We start from the raw sequence: 16,330 nt of genomic DNA, 5'->3' as shown, positions 1-16,330 counted from the left end.
GGTTACGAGGTGCTGGCGAGAGCGAACGGCAGCACCGCACGGGCTCCGGCCTGGCGGAGCAGACGCGCGGACAGTGTCATCGTCCATCCGGTGTCGATGAGGTCGTCGACCAGCAGGATCGGGCCTTCGGCCGTGGCTACTCGCGCTGACAGGTCCTCGGGGAGGCTGAGACGTTTCCACAGATCGGCCAGCCGTTGCGCGCTGTTCGCCTGACGAGGGGGCGGCCCCGCCGAGGCGACGGCGCCCAGGTACTCCAGGCGTCCGATCGAGGCCAGCTTCGTCGCCACGCTGTGGACCAGCTGAGGTCGCGTGGCGGAGGGCACTTCCACCACTGCCACGGGGCGCTCCGCCCACTGCCAGCCCTTGAGCACTTCGATACAGGCTTGGAAGACGGCGTCGGGAAGTTCGGCGTCCGCCGCGGACGGGCCGACGAGTTCACGCAGCCGTGTGCCCCATCCCACGTCGGTCACCCGGCCGACGACCTGGCCGGTTTCGGCCTGCTCGCCCGCCGGCAGCCGCCCGGAGAGCGGGACGTCCAGCCCGGCCATCCCGGTCGGCCACATCTTCCGTGGCGCGACCTCGACCCCAGGACGGCGCAGTCGTTGCCGGGTGGCGTCGACGACGTCGTCGGAAATCGTGGTGTCCCAATGCTTTCCGGTGCAGTTGTCACAACGTCCGCAAGGGGTGGCTTCGGGATCGTCGAGCTGTTTCCGCAGGAACTCCATGCGGCAGCCGGTGGTCTCCAGGTATGCCAGCATGGCGTTCTGTTCGTTGGTCCGCGCCGCGCTTACTCGCGCGTAGCGTTCCTTGTCGTAGCGCCACTCTTCCCCGGTGCCTTCCCAGCCGCCCTTCACCCGGCGGACGGCACCGTCGACGTCCAGCACCTTCAAGACCATCTCCAGCCGGGACCGCGAGAGCTCGACGAACGGTTCGAGCGCCGGTGTCGACAATGGACGGTCCGCGTACGCCAGCGCGTTGAGCACCTGGGTCACCCGGAGTTCGTCCGGGAACGCCAGCGACCCGAAGTACGCCCAGATGTCCTTGTCCTCGTGGCCCGGCAACAGGATCACTTCGGCGCGGTCGACACCACGCCCGGCACGGCCGACCTGCTGGTAGTAGGCGATCGGGGAGGACGGGGCGCCGAGATGGACCACGAAGCCCAGGTCCGGTTTGTCGAAGCCCATGCCCAGTGCCGAAGTGGCCACCAGCGCCTTGACGTTGTTGTTGAGCAGGTCGTCTTCGGCCGCCTGCCGGTCCGCCGGGTCGGTCTTCCCGGTGTAGGCGGCGACCGGGTAACCGCGCTCGGTCAGCAGCCCCGCGACGTCGTGCGCTGCGGCGACGGTGAGCGTGTAGATGATCCCGGAGCCCGGCAACTCCGCCAGGTGTTCGGCCAGCCAGGCGAGCCGAGCCTGCGACGTCGGCAGCTTGGCCACCGACAGATGCAGGCTTTCGCGGTCCAGGCTGCCGCGCAGGACGAGGGTGTCGCCCCCGTTGCCGATGCCGAGCTGCTCGGCGACGTCGGTCGCCACGCGGTCGTTCGCGGTCGCGGTGGTGGCGAGCACCGGGACACCTTCGGGCAGGTCCTTCAGCAGTGTGCGCAGCCGACGGTAGTCCGGACGGAAGTCATGGCCCCAGTCCGAGATGCAGTGCGCCTCGTCGACCACGAGCAGGCCGGCGGTCGCGGTCAGCTTCGGAAGGACGGTGTCGCGGAAGTCCGGGTTGTTGAGCCGCTCCGGGCTGACCAGGAGGACGTCGACCTCGCCTGCCGCGATCGCCGCCTGGACCTGCTCCCACTCCTGCGGGTTCGCGGAGTTCATCGTCGCCGCGTGGATACCCGCCCGCGCCGCCGCGGAGATCTGGTTGCGCATCAGCGCGAGCAGCGGCGAGATGATCACCGTCGGCCCGTTGCCCCGCTCCCGCAGCAACGCGGTGGCCAAGAAGTACACCGCGGACTTCCCCCAGCCGGTGCGCTGCACGACGAGCGCGCGACGGCTGTGCGCGACCAGCGCCTCGATGGCCGTCCACTGGTCGTCACGCAGGCGGGCGTCTTCGCCCGCCAACGACTGGAGGAGGGTCTCGGCGCGATCCCGGAGAGTCGATGTGTCCACGTCCCCACCTCTACCCCATGCCACCGACGAAGTCGCGAGCGGCATGTCGTGAACGGACCGTTCATCCATGGAACGGACGGTAATGTGATCCAGATCACCGTCGGTCGGTGGGTCCGGCGACCCGAGCGTGGAGCCGCGAGCGCTGTATAGGCTCACGACCCATGTCACCACGCAGGATCGGGGTCATGGGCGGCACGTTCGACCCCATTCACCACGGGCACCTCGTCGCGGCCAGTGAGGTCCAGGCACGGTTCGCGCTCGACGAGGTCATCTTCGTGCCCACCGGTCAGCCGTGGCAGAAGTCCGACAGGGTGGTCACCCGCGCCGAGGACCGCTACCTGATGACGGTGATCGCGACGGCGTCCAACCCCGTGTTCTCGGTCAGCCGCGTCGACATCGACCGCGTCGGGCAGACCTACACCGTCGACACCTTGCGCGACCTGCGTGCCGAGTACCCGGACGACCAGCTGTTCTTCATCACCGGCGCCGACGCGCTCGAACAGATCCTCACCTGGCGCAACGCCGACGAGCTGTTCGACCTGGCGCATTTCATCGGCGTCACCAGGCCCGGCTACCGCCTCAATTCGCAGCATCTGCCGAGCGGGAAGGTGAGCCTGGTCGAAGTGACCGCGATGGCGATCTCGTCCACCGCGTGCCGCGAGCGCGTCGAAGGCGGGGAACCGGTCTGGTACCTCGTCCCCGACGGTGTGGTGCGCTACATCGCCAAAAAGGACCTCTATCGGAAAGACCGGGGTGCCTGACCGGGTACTCTCGTCGGGCGCACCCGAGAGTAAGACCATCTGTTTGAGGAGAATTGTGACAGCCACGTCCGAGGCACGAGAGCTGGCCGTAGCGGCCGCCCATGCGGCGGCGGACAAGAAGGCGAGCGACGTGGTCGTGCTGGACGTGTCCGACCAGCTGGTGATCACCGACGCCTTCGTCATCGCGTCCGCGCCCAACGAACGCCAGGTCGGCGCCATCGTCGACAACGTCGAGGAGCAGCTCCGGCTCGGGGGGCACAAGCCCGTCCGCCGTGAGGGCGCCCGCGAGGGCCGCTGGGTCCTGCTGGATTACGTCGACGTCGTCATCCACGTCCAGCACCAAGAGGAACGCTCCTTCTACGGTCTCGAGCGGCTCTGGAAGGACTGCCCGCGGATCGAGGTCGCCGGTCTGGAGACACCCGCCGAGGAGGACCCCGCCGACGCGCAAGGCGCCTCGTGAGTCCGCGGCGGCTGGTGCTCTGGCGCCACGGCGAGACCGACTACAACGCGGCAGGCCGGATGCAGGGACATCTGGACTCCGCGTTGACACCGGTCGGCTGGAACCAGGCCAGGTTCGCCGTACCCGCGCTCGCCCGGTTCTCACCGGATCTGGTGATCGCCTCGGATCTGCGCCGCGCGACCGACACGGCCACGGTGCTCACCGAGGCCATCGGCGTCCCGCTGCGGATCGACAAGCGTCTTCGGGAAACCCATCTGGGTGAATGGCAGGGCTTCACCGGTCAGCAGGTCGACGAGACGTACCCCGGGGAACGCGCACGCTGGCGCGTCGACGCGACCTGGGCACCGCCCGGCGGTGAGTCGCGGGTCGACGTCGCCGAACGCGCGATGGAGGTCGTCGCGGACCTGGACCAGCCCAATTCCGACGCCGGTGACGCGGTACTGCTGGCCACGCACGGCGGCCTGATCATCGCGCTGACCGCGAAACTGCTCGGCCTGCCGGTCCCGTCCTGGCCTTCGCTGGGCGGGATCGCGAACTGTCATTGGGTCGAGCTGACCAGGCGCGACGGCGACTGGCGCCTGGCCGCCTACAACGCGGGCATCACCGGCTGATCCATGGCCCCGCGCCTGCTGGTGTTCGGCGATTCCCTCAGCTTCCACGGCCCGGACGGCCCACACGCCGCCGACGACGCGCGTCTGTGGCCCAACATCGCCGCCGAAGCACTCGGCGGCACCGCGGACCTCGTCGCCGGGTTCGGCTGGACCGCCCGTGACGCCTGGTGGTCGTTGATCGGTGATCCGCGTGTCTGGGCCGACCTCCATCACGTCGACGCCGTCGTGCTGGCCGTCGGCAGCATGGACACCCTACCCTCGCCGCTGCCCACCTACCTGCGCACCGGTCTCCGCTATCTGCGGCCCGACCCGCTGCGGCGCGTGGTGCGCAAGGCGTATCTGGCCGCTCAGCCGCGGCTCGCGATCGCCCTCCGCGGACGTCCGGTGGTCTTGCCGTCGAAGCTCACCGTCCACTATCTCGACACCGCAGTCGGAGCCTTGCGCACGCTGCGACCGGAGCTGCCGATCTTCGGCATGCTGCCCTCCGTGCATCGATCCGACTCGTACGGCCGCGTCCACACCGCCCGCGCCGGTGCCGCCGCGGCCCTCGCCGCCTGGGGGCGGCGCGCGGACGTGCCGCTGCTGGATCTCGAAGCCGTCGTCGGTGACCATGTGCTGAGCGGGCGGGGCAATCTGGACGGGATGCACTGGGGGTGGGAGGGACATGCCGCCGTCGGCGCGGAAATGGCCCGCCTGATGGCCCCGGTGCTCCGCCCCGCGGCAACGTAGGCTGACTGCCGTGTCGGTCGCCGTAGTCACGGATTCCACCGCCCACCTGCCGGAAGGCTTCGCCGAACGGAACGGGATCCGGGTGGTCCCGCTGCACGTCCTCGTGGACGGTGTCGTTTTCCTCGACGGCGTCGAAATGGGCCCCGCCGCCCTGGCCGAGGCACTCGGCAAACGCAGGCTGGTGACGACGTCCCGGCCGACACCCGCCGAATTCGTCAAGGAGTTCCGGGCGGCGCTGGCCGAGGGCGCGGACGCCGTCGTGTCGGTGCACCTGTCCCGGGAGTTGTCCGGGACCTGGGAGGCCGCGGTGCTCGCGGCTCAGGAGGTCGGACCGGACAGGGTGCGCGTGGTCGATTCGCGCAGCACCGCGATGGGGCTCGGCTTCGCCACTCTGCGCGCGGCGAGTGCCGCCGCGGCCGGGGCGGAACCCGCCGAGGTGGAGGCCGCCGCGGTCGAAGCGGTGGGCCGCTCGGAGACCCTGTTCGCCGTCGAAACCCTCGAATACCTGCGCCGCGGCGGGCGGATCGGCCCGGCGGCGGCCTTGCTCGGCACGGCGCTCGCGGTGAAACCGGTGCTTCACATGTCCGAAGGCCGGATCCAGCCGTTGGAGAAGGTGCGGACGATGAATCGCGCGGTGGGCCGGCTGGTCGAACTCGCCGTGAAAGCGGCCGAAGGCGGGCTCGCCGAAATCGCCGTCCACCATCTCGCTTCGCCCGAGCGCGCCGTCGAACTGGCCAACCGGCTCGAGGAGGCCATCAACTGCCCGGACGGGTGCGTGGTCTCGGAGATAGGCGCCGTCATCGGGGCCCATACCGGCCCCGGCGTGCTCGGTGTCGTGATCCAGCGAGCGGGTTGAGGAAACCGTCCAGCGTCCCATGCGACGCCGACGGAAACCGGTGATCCGGTCTCACCCGGGGCCGGGTTGTCCACAACACCCCACTTGTCCACAGCTTCGGGATTCACCACTGCCGCCCGCCCCTCCCGCTCCGTAGCGTCGTTCACGTGTTCGACCAAACCGCCCGTCCATCGGGACCCTCCGTCAACGCCAGGCTGGCGTGGCTGGCAGCGCAGCTGTCGTCGCCCACCCAGGGCCCGCCCGCGGGCAGGCTCGTACGCCGCTGGGTGCCCGCCCGGTTCACGGCGGACGGGATCCCGGTGAACCGTCGGTGGCTCGCCGTGGCGGCCGTGCTGATCGCGGTGGCCGTGATCGTGACCGGCGCGATCGCCTTGTTCGGACACCGGCCAGGGGCGGAGACCCCGCCGCCCCTGCCGTCGGCGAAGGCCGCCGGAGACGTCCCCGCCGCGGCGGGCAAGGCGCCTCTGGTGGTCAGCGTCGTCGGCCGGGTCCTCAAACCCGGCCTGGTCACACTCCCTCCGGGCGCACGGGTCGCCGATGCCCTCTCGGCGGCCGGTGGGGCACAGCCCGGAACGGATCTGGCCGGAGTGAATCTGGCCCGTCGGCTCACCGACGGTGAGCAGGTGGCCGTCGGTGTCCCCGTTCCCGCCGCGGCGGGAACGGCGGCACCGCCGGGGAAGCTCGACCTGAACTCGGCCACGGCCGAACAACTCGACACCCTGCCCGGGGTCGGCGAAGTGATGGCGAAACGCATCGTCGACTGGCGGTCCGGGCACGGCGGGTTCACCAGTGTCGAGCAACTCCGTGACGTAGAAGGGATCGGCGAATCCAAATATCGAAAGCTCAGGGAAGTGGTGTCCGTCGGATGAACCCGTCCGCCGATCCGTCCGAAGTGGACACCGCGTCGTGGCGAGGGCAGGACCTACGGCTGATACCGGCCGCGGTGACTGTCTGGCTCGGCACTCTTTCCGGGCTGTTGGGCGGCTGGTGGATCACGATGCTCTGCGGTGCGGCCGCCGTGGTGCTCGCGATCGCCGCCGGTGTCCGTGCCCACCGGACGGCGTCCCGGTGGGTGGCGGGCCTGGGTGCTCTGGCGGTCCTCGGCGTGCTCACCGCCGGTCCGGTGGCGCTGCGGATCCGAGCCGCCGAGCACGACGACCTCCGTGCCGCCGCCGCACGGGGGAGTGATGTCACCGCGAGGGTGGTGATCACCGAGCGGCCACGTCCGGTCCGCGGTGCCGGATATGCCGATCGCCGGGCAGGCACCCGCCTGGTGGTCATCGCCGCGGCGGTGGACACCGCGGTGACGGGTGAGCGGGTGGTGGATTCGTCCGGCCGGATCCTCCTGCTCGCTCCCGCCGAGGGGTGGACGGACCTGTTGCCCGGGCAGCAGGTCACCGCCTCAGGGCGGCTCGCGCCGCCGAAGGGAGCCGAACTGACGGTCGCGGTTCTCTCGGTGCGAGGCCCGCCGTCGGCCCTCGGGCCGGCGCCTTGGTGGCAGCGAGCCGCGGAATCGCTGCGTGCCGGGCTCCGGGAGCTGTGCGCCGTCCTCCCGGAGGAGCAGGCCGGTCTCGTGCCCGGACTGGTGGTGGGGGACACGAGCACACTGTCCCCGAGGGTCGAACGCGAGTTCACGGACTCCGGCATGTCCCACCTGATGGCCGTGAGCGGTGGGAACGTGGCGATCGTCTGCGGCTCGATCCTGCTCCTGCTGAGGGTGCTCCGGGTCGGGCCGCGGACCTCCGCCGCCGCGGCCGCCGCGGGGCTCGCCGGGTTCGTGGTCCTCGCCGGGCCCGCGCCCAGCGTGCTCCGCGCCGGGGTGATGGGGGCGGTCGGGCTGCTGGCGCTGGCGCTGGGGCGCCGCGGTTCGGCGCTGCCCGCGCTGGCGTTCGCGGTGGCGGGGCTCGTCGTGGCCGACCCCGCGATGGCCGCCGACTTCGGGTTCGCGCTTTCGGTGCTGGCCACGGCCGGGCTGGTACTGCTGGCGCCGAGGTGGGCGGAATGGCTGGTCGGACGCGGTGTCCCGGCCGGCTACGCCGAGGGGCTGACCATCCCGCTGGCCGCGTTCGTGGTGACGACGCCGGTCATCGCGGGCATGGCGGGATCGGTCAGTCTCGTCTCGGTGGTGACCAACGTGCTCGCCGCGCCGGTGGTCGCCCCCGCCACCGTGTTCGGCGTGCTCGCCACCGTCGTCGGCCCTTGGTGGCCGTCGGCGGGAAGGCTGCTGGTCCGCCTGACCGAACCCGAGGCGAGCTGGCTCATCACCGTGGCCCGTCACGGCGCCCGTGCACCGGGAGCGGTGATGGACTGGCCGGCTGGCTGGTGGGGCGGGCTTCTGGCGGCCGGACTGCTTGTCGTACTGCTCGTCGCCATCCGGCTGCGGCACGCCAGGATCCTTTTGGCGGTCGCGCTGGCCGCCGGGCTGCTCGTCTTCGTACCGGTGCGGGTCCTGGCCCCGGCGTGGCCGCCGGCGTCGTGGAGTGCTGTCGCCTGCGACGTCGGGCAGGGTGATGCCGTCGTCCTCGCCACGGGCGAGCAAGGACGGGCGATCCTGGTCGACACCGGGCCGGAACCGGGGCCGGTCGACGAATGCCTGAGCAGGCTCGGCGTCGACAGGGTGCCGATGATCGTGCTGAGTCATCTGCACGCCGACCACATCGGCGGCCTCGAATCCGTCTTCGAGGGCAGGTCGGTCGGGGCGGTCGCGGTGGGTCCCGGCCGGGCTCCCGCCTGGGCGTGGCAGCAGGTCGCGGACGAGACCGCGCGCCGCGGGATTCCCTTGCTGGAGCTGGCGATCGGGCAACGGCTGGACTGGCCGGGGTTGTCGCTGGACGTACTGGGGCCGCGGTACGTCACCAGCCGATCGGTCCGCGAACAGGACGGCACGGTGATCAACAACGGTTCCGTCGTCCTGCGCGCCGGAACCCCGGCGGGTCGGGTGCTGCTGACGGGCGACATCGAGCTTGCCGCGCAGGCCGACCTGATGGCCGAAGGGGCCGATCTGCGTGCCGAGATCCTGAAGGTCCCGCACCACGGAAGCCGTTACACTGCACCGGATTTTCTCAACGCCGTCGCGCCGCGCGCGGCATTGGTGAGCGTCGGCGCCGGAAACACCTACGGCCATCCGAACAAGTCCACTTTGGACAATCTGGTGGCCGTCGGCGCGTCGGTCGCGAGGACGGACACGGACGGCGACACCGCCGTCCTCGCTGACGCGCGAGGCCTCGCCCTGGTACGCCGGGGTGAGCCCCGCGGCCCGCCTCGTTCCTGAGGCGGGCCGCCGGGAACTCAGATGCCCAGAGCCTCGCGGACCGCGTCGGCCGAGGCGCTGACGGTGGCCTTGGGGCCGATCTTGTCCTCGACGGCGTCGAGGGTCTTGAGGCCGTCACCGGTGATCAGCAGGACGATCTCCTCGTCCGGGTTGAGCTTGCCGGTCTCGATGAGCTTCTTGGCCGTCGCGACGGTGACACCACCGGCGGTCTCGGTGAAGATCCCCTCGGTACGGGCGAGCAGCCGGATGCCTTCGACGACCTCTTCGTCGGTGACGTCTTCGATCGCGCCACCGGTGCGGTTGACGACGTCGAGGACGTAGGGGCCGTCGGCCGGGTTCCCGATCGCCAGCGACCGGGCGATCGTGTCCGGCTTGACCGGCTGGACGACGTCGTGCCCCGCGCGGAAGGCCGCCGAGACGGGGGAGCAGCCGGTGGCCTGCGCGCCGAACACCTTGTACGGCGTCTCGTCGACGAGGCCGAGTTGCCCGAACTCACGGAAACCCTTGTCCACCTTGGTGAGCTGTGAGCCGGAGGCGATCGGCACCACGATCTGGGAGGGAAGCCGCCAGCCGAGCTGCTCGGCGACCTCGAAGGCCAGCGTCTTGGAGCCTTCCGAGTAGTAGGGCCGGACGTTCACGTTGACGAACGCCCAGCTCTCCTGCTCGGCGGCGAGCTGGGTGGCGAGCCGGTTCACGTCGTCGTAGTTGCCGTCGACCGCGATCAGGTCACCGTCGTACACGGCGGTGGTCAGGATCTTGGCGCGTTCCAGGGTCTTCGGGATCAGCACGACCGACCGCCAGCCCGCACGGGCCGCCGCGGCGGCGACGGCGTTGGCCAGGTTGCCGGTCGAGGGACAGGCGAGCACGTCGAACCCGAACTCGCGTGCGGCGGCCAAAGCGACGGCGACCACGCGGTCCTTGAACGAATGAGTGGGGTTGCCGGTGTCGTCCTTGACCCAGACCTTCTTGACGCCCAAGGCTTTGGCGAGCCTGTCGGCCTGGATGAGCCGGGTGGCGCCGGGTTCGGTGTTGGGGATCTCTTCGACGTTCGAGGGAACGGGAAGGAGTTTCTTGTAGCGCCAGATGTTCTTCGGTCCGGCTTCGATGTCCTCGCGGCGCACGCGGCCGAAGTCGTAGGCGACTTCGAGCGGCGAGAAGTCCTCGGCGGAAACGAATTCGGGGGCGAGCGGCTGCCGGTGTCCCTCTTCCTTCGACACCAGTTCGACGGCCGGTCCGAGATCCGGGGTCTTGGTGGTGGAGGTCGTGCCGAGGGTTGCGGTCATCGCGAGGTTCCTTCCTCATCTGCCCCGCCATGGCGGGCCGGAATTGGCACCGTGTTCGTCAGCTATCCCGCGATCGCGGAATGACAGGCTGACGCCGGTTGCCGGGGCTTCATCGGGCCGTTCCCTCTGCCCCTCTGGATGAGCGGTATTCGATTGTCGGCACGCGTGTGCTCGCGTCGCCTCGCCAACACCGTACGACATGAGGCTCAGGTGGGGCCACCGTGCCCGCTACACATCACCGGACAAAGCACACGAGAGGAGGAGTGGCAGGATCGTCACCGTGACGACGCAAGGTTCCGCCCCATCGCCGCTGGTCCTGGTTCTCGGTGAGGAAGAGCTGCTGATCGAACGGGCGGTCCGCAGCGCCTCGGACGCGGCCAAGGCGGCCGATCCGACGGCGGATCTCACCCGGATCCGGGTGTCGGACCTCACAGTCCCGGCGCTCGCGGAAATGGTCAGCCCCTCGCTGTTCGCCGAGGGCAGGGTGATCGTCCTCGAATCCGCGCACGACATCTCGCAGGAGCTCGCGGACGGGGTGATGGCCTACGTCAAGGCGCCCGCCGACGGCATCGTGCTCGTCGTCGTGCACAGCGGGGGTGGCCGGAGCAAGGCCGCGAAGGGGCTCCCCGCCGCCTTGAAGAAGGCCGGTGCGGAGGTTGTCGAATGCCCGAAGCTGACCAAAGCCGCTGAGCGGGAATCCTTTGTCCGCAACGAGGTCCGCCGCGTCGGCGGGAAGATCGACGGTGCGGCCGTGCTCGCGCTGATCGACGCGGTCGGCTCGGACCTGCGTGAACTGTCGTCGGCCGCGACCCAGCTGGTCGCGGACGCCGGCGGAACGGTCGACGAGCAGGCGGTCCGGCGCTACCACCGGGGCCGCGCCGACGTGAACGGGTTCGCCGTCGCGGAGAAGGCCGTCGCCGGTGACAAGGCCGCCGCGCTGGAGTCGTTGCGCTGGGCGATGCAGCTTGGCGTACCGCACGTGCTGGTCGCGGACGCCCTCGCCGACGCCGTCCGGACGATCGCGCGGGTGTCCGGTGCCGGTCGCGGGAACCCGAACCAGATGGCGGGTGAGCTGGGGATGCCGCCGTGGAAGGTGCGCAAGGCGCAAGGGCAGGCCCGCGGCTGGGGCCAGGACGGGCTCGCCACCGCGATGCGGGTGGTCGCCCGGCTCAACGCCGAGGTCAAGGGAGTCGCGGCCAACCCGGAGTACGCGCTGGAGCGCGCCGTCCTGGAGGTCGTAGACGCCCACGGCACGAGCCGCTGAAACGGCGAAGGGCCCCGGCGACTCGCGTCGCCGGGGCCCTTCGCAAGCCGATCAGAGAGAGTTCGCGCGCTTCGCCAGCGCGGACTTCTTGTTGGCGGCCTGGTTGGCGTGGAGAACGCCCTTGGTCACGGCCTTGTCCAGCTTCTTGGCCGCGTCCTTCTGCAGTTCCAGGGCCTTGGCCTTGTCACCGGCGTCGGCGGCCTCACGGAACTTGCGGATCGCGGTCTTCACCGAGGACCGGATCGCCTGGTTGCGCTGACGCGCCTTCTCGTTGGTGGTGATGCGCTTGATCTGCGACTTGATGTTGGCCACGGGGGCGCTCCTCTTGAATCTCTCGGTGGTTTCACCGCCGCGCTGTGACCGGCCCTGCTGCTCGTGAGAGCGCGCGGGTTTCCTCCATGACGGAATGCCACACGACGGTGAAAGGCAAGCTTAACAGCCGTCCAGGGATGGCTCGCGGCCACCTGGGGACGGGTGCTTGAGGTACGGTGCGGAGCGTAGTGCCTAGGGTTCCGCCGCCTGCCCGCTCAGCGAAACACACAATCAGGGCAGACGGGACAGGTCCGAGCGGCACCATCGGCGGGGCCGGAAGCGCCGCCGTTCATCTGACGGGACAAAAGCCTGGAGGACCGGTGTTTTCCGCGTGCGCGGAAAACGTGAAAGGTCCGCCGTGAACGCCACTGCCCTGTCCTTCGTCGTCATCGCCGCCGTCATCCACGCGGGCTGGAACCTCGCGGCCAAGCGGATCCGTCGTGGCGGAGCACGTTTCGTCTGGGCGTACTACAGCCTCTCCGCGATCCTGCTCGTCCCCGTCATGGCCGTTTCGCTGGCCGTGGAGCCGCAACGTCCACAGTGGACCTGGTTGTTCGCCGCGGTGGTCACCGCGGTGTTCCACGTCACTTACGGGGTCGTCCTCCAGCGGGGATACGCCGTGGGGGATCTTTCCGTCGTCTATCCCGTCGCCCGCGGTACGGGGCCGCTGATCTCGGTGCTGGCGGCCGTCGTCCTGCTCGGCGAGCGGCCAGGAGTGCTCGGTCTGCTGGGCGCGTTCCTCGTGGTCGCCGGGGTGCTGGTGATCGGCACCGGGCGGGCACCGGCGCACGCCGACGCCGCCGATCGGGTCGCTCGCCGCAAAGGCCTGGTCTACGGACTGCTGACCGGTCTCACGATCGCCGCCTACACACTGTGGGACGCGCATTCGGTCACGGACCTCGGGGTCCCGCCGATCGTCTACTTCGGAACCGGCGCGATCGTGCAGAGCCTCCTCATGACTCCGTATGCGCTGAAGGACCGCGATGAAGTGTCGTGGCTCTGGCGTGAACACAAACGTGAGGTCCTCGTCGTGGGCGCGCTCTCTCCGGTCGCCTACTTGCTGGTGCTCTACGCCCTCCAGATCGCTCCGGTGAGCCTCGTCGCACCCGCGAGGGAGCTGAGCATCGTCTTGGGTGGCCTCGCCGCCTGGCTGGTCCTGGGGGAGGCGAACGCCGTGCGCAGACTGGCCGGCTCGCTGGTGGTGCTGGCGGGGATCACCGCGATTGCGATGGCCTGAACCCATCCGGTAGGGATTGAGCCATGGACGTGCTGAGCAGCAGGGTGCTGATCCACCCGAAGGACCTCGACGTGTCGACGGCGTTCTATCGGGACACCCTGGGCCTGGCCATCGACAAGGAGTTCCCCGGCGGGACGGTGTTCTTCGCCGGGAACGGGTCGATCGAGATCGTCGGTACCGGGAAGACCGGCCCGACCCCGGACGTCGCCTTGTGGCTCCAGGTCCGGGATCTGCCCGCCGCGCTCCGGGAGCTCGAGGAGAAAGGGCTGGAGCCCGTCCGTGGGGCACGACGTGAACCTTGGGGTCTGGACGAAGCGTGGATCGCCGACCCGGACGGCACCAGGATCGTGCTGGTCGAGGTGCCGCGTGAGCACCCGTTGCGCACTGATCCGCGCTAGGCCGAAGGCTTGATCGCGCGCAGCTGAGCGGCGAGCGAGGCGCCGAAACCCGGCGGGTCCCAGGTCCAGGTCTGCAGATCGGTGAAGCCGGCGGCGGCCACCTCGTCGGCCAGCTCGTGCCGGGTCACCGGCAGCCACTTCTCGTGCGACGACAGCAGCAGCCGCCCGCCGGGCCGCAACACGCGGAACAATTCGGCGAACCCGGCCGCCCGGTCCTCCCACAACTGCACGTTGTTGACGCTCAGGACCACGTCGACGCTCTCGTCCGGCTGGCCGGTGGAGTCCGCGGTGCCGTGCCGCAGCTCCACCTCGTCGCCGCAGCGGCGGCGCGAGCGGGCGAGCATCTCCGGGGAGGGGTCGACGCCGATCGCGCGGCCCGCGCGATCGGCCGTCGCCTGGAGACCGATGCCCGGGCCAGGACCCACGACCAGGGCGGTTTCGCCGGAATCGATCGACGCCAGCTCGACGACGCGAAGTTCGGTGGCGGCGTTGCCGTGCGCCATCGCCCGGCCGCCGAACCGGCCGAGCAGTCCCCGAGGATGGCCGAACGTTCGGTCGAGTATCTGGGAGAGTGAAGTACTCATGCTTCGAGGGCACCACAGCTCATCACGGGCCGCATCGGGGATGACCCCCACTCGCACCCGGAGCGGCATGGGACCATAGAGGTGGCACACCCCGACCTTCGCGAGGAAACCCGTTGACGACGTTCGCCGACACGACCTTCACGCCCCCGGAGCTCATCCGGAACTTCTGCATCATCGCGCACATCGACCACGGCAAGTCGACCCTGGCCGACCGGATGCTGCAGCTCACCGGCGTGGTCGAGGAACGGGCCATGCGGGCTCAGTACCTCGATCGAATGGACATCGAGCGGGAACGCGGCATCACCATCAAGGCGCAGAACGTGCGCCTGCCCTGGAAGGTCGACGGGCAGGACCACGTCCTGCACATGATCGACACCCCGGGCCACGTCGACTTCACCTACGAGGTCTCTCGCGCGCTCGAGGCGTGTGAAGGCGCCGTCCTGCTGGTCGACGCCGCGCAGGGGATCGAGGCGCAGACGCTCGCCAACCTGTACCTCGCGCTCGAGAACAACCTCCAGATCATCCCGGTGCTCAACAAGATCGACCTGCCGTCGGCGGATCCGGACAAGTACGCCGCCGAGATCGCGCACATCATCGGCTGCGAGCCCTCGGACGTGCTGCGCGTGTCCGCCAAGACCGGTGTCGGTGTCGGTGACCTGCTCGACGCGGTGGTGAAGCAGGTGCCCGCGCCGCAGGGCGACGCCGACGCCCCGGCACGGGCGATGATCTTCGACTCGGTGTACGACACCTACCGGGGCGTCGTGACCTACATCAGGGTCGTCGACGGCAAGATCACGCCGCGCGAGCGGATCAAGATGATGTCCACCGGCGCCACCCATGAACTCCTCGAGGTCGGGATCATCTCGCCGGAGCCCAAGGCCAGCAAGGGGCTGGGCGTCGGTGAGGTGGGCTACCTCATCACCGGGGTGAAGGACGTCCGGCAGTCGAAGGTCGGTGACACCGTCACCTCCGAACGCCAGGGCGCGAAGGAGCCGCTCGCCGGTTACCGCGAGCCGAAGCCGATGGTCTACTCCGGCCTGTACCCGGTGGACGGTTCGGACTATCCGGACCTGCGCGAGGCCTTGGACAAGCTCCAGCTCAACGACGCCGCGCTGGACTACGAGCCCGAGACGTCGGTGGCGCTCGGCTTCGGCTTCCGCTGCGGCTTCCTCGGCCTGCTGCACCTGGAGATCACCCGCGACCGGCTGGAGCGCGAGTTCGGCCTCGACCTGATCTCCACCGCGCCGAACGTCGTCTACGACGTGGTGCTGGACGACGGCAAGGAGATCCACGTCACCAACCCGTCGGACTGGCCGACCGGGAACAAGATCGACAAGGTGCTCGAACCGGTCAGCAAGGTGAGCATCCTGGCGCCGTCGGAGTTCATCGGCACGATCATGGAGTTGTGCCAGAACAAGCGCGGCACGCTGCTCGGCATGGATTACCTGTCCGAGGACCGGGTCGAACTGCGGTACAACCTGCCGCTGGGCGAGATCATCTTCGACTTCTTCGACACGCTGAAGTCGCGGACGCGCGGTTACGCGTCGCTGGACTACGAAGAGGCCGGCGCGCAGGCGGCGGACCTGGTCAAGGTCGACATCCTGCTCCAGGGCGAGGGCGTCGACGCGTTCTCCGCGATCGTGCACAAGGACGACGCCTACAACTACGGCAACCGCATGGTGAACCGGCTTCGCGAGCTGATCCCGCGGCAGAACTTCGAGGTGCCGATCCAGGCCGCCATCGGCGCCCGCATCATCGCCCGCGAGACCATTCGCGCGATCCGCAAGGACGTGCTCGCGAAGTGTTACGGCGGTGACATCTCGCGTAAGCGCAAGCTGCTGGAAAAGCAGAAGGAAGGCAAGAAGCGGATGAAGACCGTCGGCCGGGTCGAGGTCCCGCAGGAAGCCTTCGTCGCCGCGCTGTCCACAGAGGACTCAGGCAAGAAGAAGCAGTAACGGCAGGCAAAGGCCGCCCGGATCACGATCCGGGCGGCCTTTTCGCGTCAGCGATTCCCGCTGACGCGGTTCGCCGTGACGAAGACGGCGACCCGGCGTTCGGCGGCCATCACGCGGTCGTACTCGTCCCAGTCGTCGTGGGTTCCCGTCGCCGCGATGAAGACCTCGCGCAGCAACCGGGGAAGGCCGTCCGCGTCGAAGTCCGGGTCCGGGTCGTCCGGTCCGATCAGGTGCGTGCTTCCCTGGACCGCCGCCCATTCCCACCCGCGCCGGAAGGTGACCGTGGCGTGGCCCGCCCGGCGGAACAGGTCGAGTTTCTTCACTCCGCCCATCGCCACGAAGGCGACTCCCGGCGCCTTGGTGACCGGGTCTTCGAAGACGCCGGCGTTGACCACCGAGGAGTGGACGGTGCCGTCCGCGCGGACCGTCGAGACGGTCGCGAGTCCGTTTTCGCGTAAGGAAAGTGTGCGGACGAGTTCGAGGTCTGCGGCCATGGGACCA

The 16,330-nt window shown here is 69.7% G+C and carries 16 protein-coding genes and 1 riboswitch; of the genes, 11 read left to right on the top strand and 5 right to left on the bottom strand.

The window, feature by feature from the left end; genetic code table 11:
* Window positions 1-2: 2 nt before the first annotated feature.
* A complete protein-coding gene (locus BLW75_RS13935) occupies window positions 3-2,108 on the bottom strand; it encodes a RecQ family ATP-dependent DNA helicase (protein WP_034316284.1) in 2,106 nt (701 codons plus the stop codon).
* A 161-nt stretch (window positions 2,109-2,269) separates the two neighbouring features.
* Between BLW75_RS13935 and nadD the strand changes: the two genes are divergently transcribed.
* The 7 genes from nadD to BLW75_RS13900 all read left to right on the top strand — a co-directional run bounded on the left by nadD (window position 2,270) and on the right by BLW75_RS13900 (window position 8,796).
* Window positions 2,270-2,869: a nicotinate-nucleotide adenylyltransferase gene (gene nadD / locus BLW75_RS13930; RefSeq protein ID WP_091597568.1), complete on the top strand. Its 600-nt coding sequence runs from the start codon at window positions 2,270-2,272 to the stop codon at window positions 2,867-2,869.
* A gap of 55 nt (window positions 2,870-2,924) precedes the next feature.
* Window positions 2,925-3,329: a ribosome silencing factor gene (gene rsfS / locus BLW75_RS13925; RefSeq protein WP_016332398.1), complete on the top strand. Its 405-nt coding sequence runs from the start codon at window positions 2,925-2,927 to the stop codon at window positions 3,327-3,329.
* Window positions 3,326-3,940 carry a histidine phosphatase family protein gene (locus tag BLW75_RS13920; RefSeq protein WP_034316289.1) on the top strand — a complete coding sequence of 205 codons (615 nt, stop codon included), beginning with the start codon at window positions 3,326-3,328 and terminating at the stop codon, window positions 3,938-3,940. Before rsfS ends, BLW75_RS13920 begins: the two co-directional genes overlap by 4 nt.
* A 3-nt stretch (window positions 3,941-3,943) precedes the next feature.
* Window positions 3,944-4,669, top strand: a complete 726-nt coding sequence (octT, locus tag BLW75_RS13915; protein ID WP_034316290.1) for a diglucosylglycerate octanoyltransferase — start codon at window positions 3,944-3,946, stop codon at window positions 4,667-4,669.
* 10 nt (window positions 4,670-4,679) lie between these two features.
* The gene (locus BLW75_RS13910) at window positions 4,680-5,525 is read left to right on the top strand and encodes a DegV family protein (protein WP_034316292.1); all 846 of its coding nucleotides are present in this window, start codon (window positions 4,680-4,682) and stop codon (window positions 5,523-5,525) included.
* Window positions 5,526-5,671: 146 nt separating this feature from the next.
* Window positions 5,672-6,394, top strand: coding sequence for a ComEA family DNA-binding protein (locus tag BLW75_RS13905; protein WP_034316294.1), 723 nt, complete (start codon window positions 5,672-5,674; stop codon window positions 6,392-6,394).
* A complete protein-coding gene (locus tag BLW75_RS13900) occupies window positions 6,391-8,796 on the top strand; it encodes a ComEC/Rec2 family competence protein (RefSeq protein WP_034316296.1) in 2,406 nt (801 codons plus the stop codon). The genes BLW75_RS13905 and BLW75_RS13900 overlap by 4 nt, the downstream gene beginning before the upstream one ends.
* Window positions 8,797-8,813: 17 nt before the next feature.
* Here BLW75_RS13900 and thrC read toward each other — a convergent pair whose 3' ends face one another.
* Window positions 8,814-10,079 (bottom strand): threonine synthase, encoded by a 1,266-nt coding sequence (gene thrC / locus BLW75_RS13895; protein ID WP_005158594.1) that lies wholly within the window; start codon window positions 10,077-10,079, stop codon window positions 8,814-8,816.
* A gap of 12 nt (window positions 10,080-10,091) precedes the next feature.
* A riboswitch (SAM riboswitch) is annotated at window positions 10,092-10,224 on the bottom strand.
* A 135-nt stretch (window positions 10,225-10,359) separates the two neighbouring features.
* On the opposite strand from thrC, the gene holA reads away from it, so the two are divergent.
* Window positions 10,360-11,343 carry a DNA polymerase III subunit delta gene (gene holA / locus BLW75_RS13890; protein ID WP_034316298.1) on the top strand — a complete coding sequence of 328 codons (984 nt, stop codon included), beginning with the start codon at window positions 10,360-10,362 and terminating at the stop codon, window positions 11,341-11,343.
* Between the two features lie 51 nt (window positions 11,344-11,394).
* Here holA and rpsT read toward each other — a convergent pair whose 3' ends face one another.
* Window positions 11,395-11,655 (bottom strand): 30S ribosomal protein S20, encoded by a 261-nt coding sequence (rpsT, locus tag BLW75_RS13885; protein WP_007034798.1) that lies wholly within the window; start codon window positions 11,653-11,655, stop codon window positions 11,395-11,397.
* Between the two features lie 358 nt (window positions 11,656-12,013).
* On the opposite strand from rpsT, the gene BLW75_RS13880 reads away from it, so the two are divergent.
* Window positions 12,014-12,892 (top strand): EamA family transporter, encoded by an 879-nt coding sequence (locus tag BLW75_RS13880; protein ID WP_034316301.1) that lies wholly within the window; start codon window positions 12,014-12,016, stop codon window positions 12,890-12,892.
* A gap of 23 nt (window positions 12,893-12,915) precedes the next feature.
* On the top strand, window positions 12,916-13,290 hold the full coding sequence (locus tag BLW75_RS13875; RefSeq protein ID WP_034316304.1) for a VOC family protein: 375 nt from the start codon (window positions 12,916-12,918) through the stop codon (window positions 13,288-13,290).
* Here the strand turns inward: BLW75_RS13875 and BLW75_RS13870 are convergent.
* Entirely contained in the window at window positions 13,287-13,874 is a 588-nt protein-coding gene (locus tag BLW75_RS13870) for a class I SAM-dependent methyltransferase (RefSeq protein ID WP_091597562.1), read from the bottom strand. The genes BLW75_RS13875 and BLW75_RS13870 overlap by 4 nt on opposite strands.
* A 113-nt stretch (window positions 13,875-13,987) precedes the next feature.
* Between BLW75_RS13870 and lepA the strand changes: the two genes are divergently transcribed.
* Window positions 13,988-15,829, top strand: a complete 1,842-nt coding sequence (lepA, locus tag BLW75_RS13865) for a translation elongation factor 4 (protein ID WP_034316306.1) — start codon at window positions 13,988-13,990, stop codon at window positions 15,827-15,829.
* Between the two features lie 47 nt (window positions 15,830-15,876).
* Here the strand turns inward: lepA and BLW75_RS13860 are convergent, their stop codons facing one another.
* Window positions 15,877-16,323, bottom strand: coding sequence for a pyridoxamine 5'-phosphate oxidase family protein (locus BLW75_RS13860; protein ID WP_034316309.1), 447 nt, complete (start codon window positions 16,321-16,323; stop codon window positions 15,877-15,879).
* Window positions 16,324-16,330 lie beyond the last annotated feature (7 nt).

Source organism: Amycolatopsis lurida (genome assembly GCF_900105055.1).
Taxonomy (GTDB): Bacteria; Actinomycetota; Actinomycetes; order Mycobacteriales; family Pseudonocardiaceae; genus Amycolatopsis; species Amycolatopsis lurida.
The sequence above is the reverse complement of the archived record's forward strand: the minus strand, read 5'-3'. Positions and strand labels throughout refer to the sequence as shown.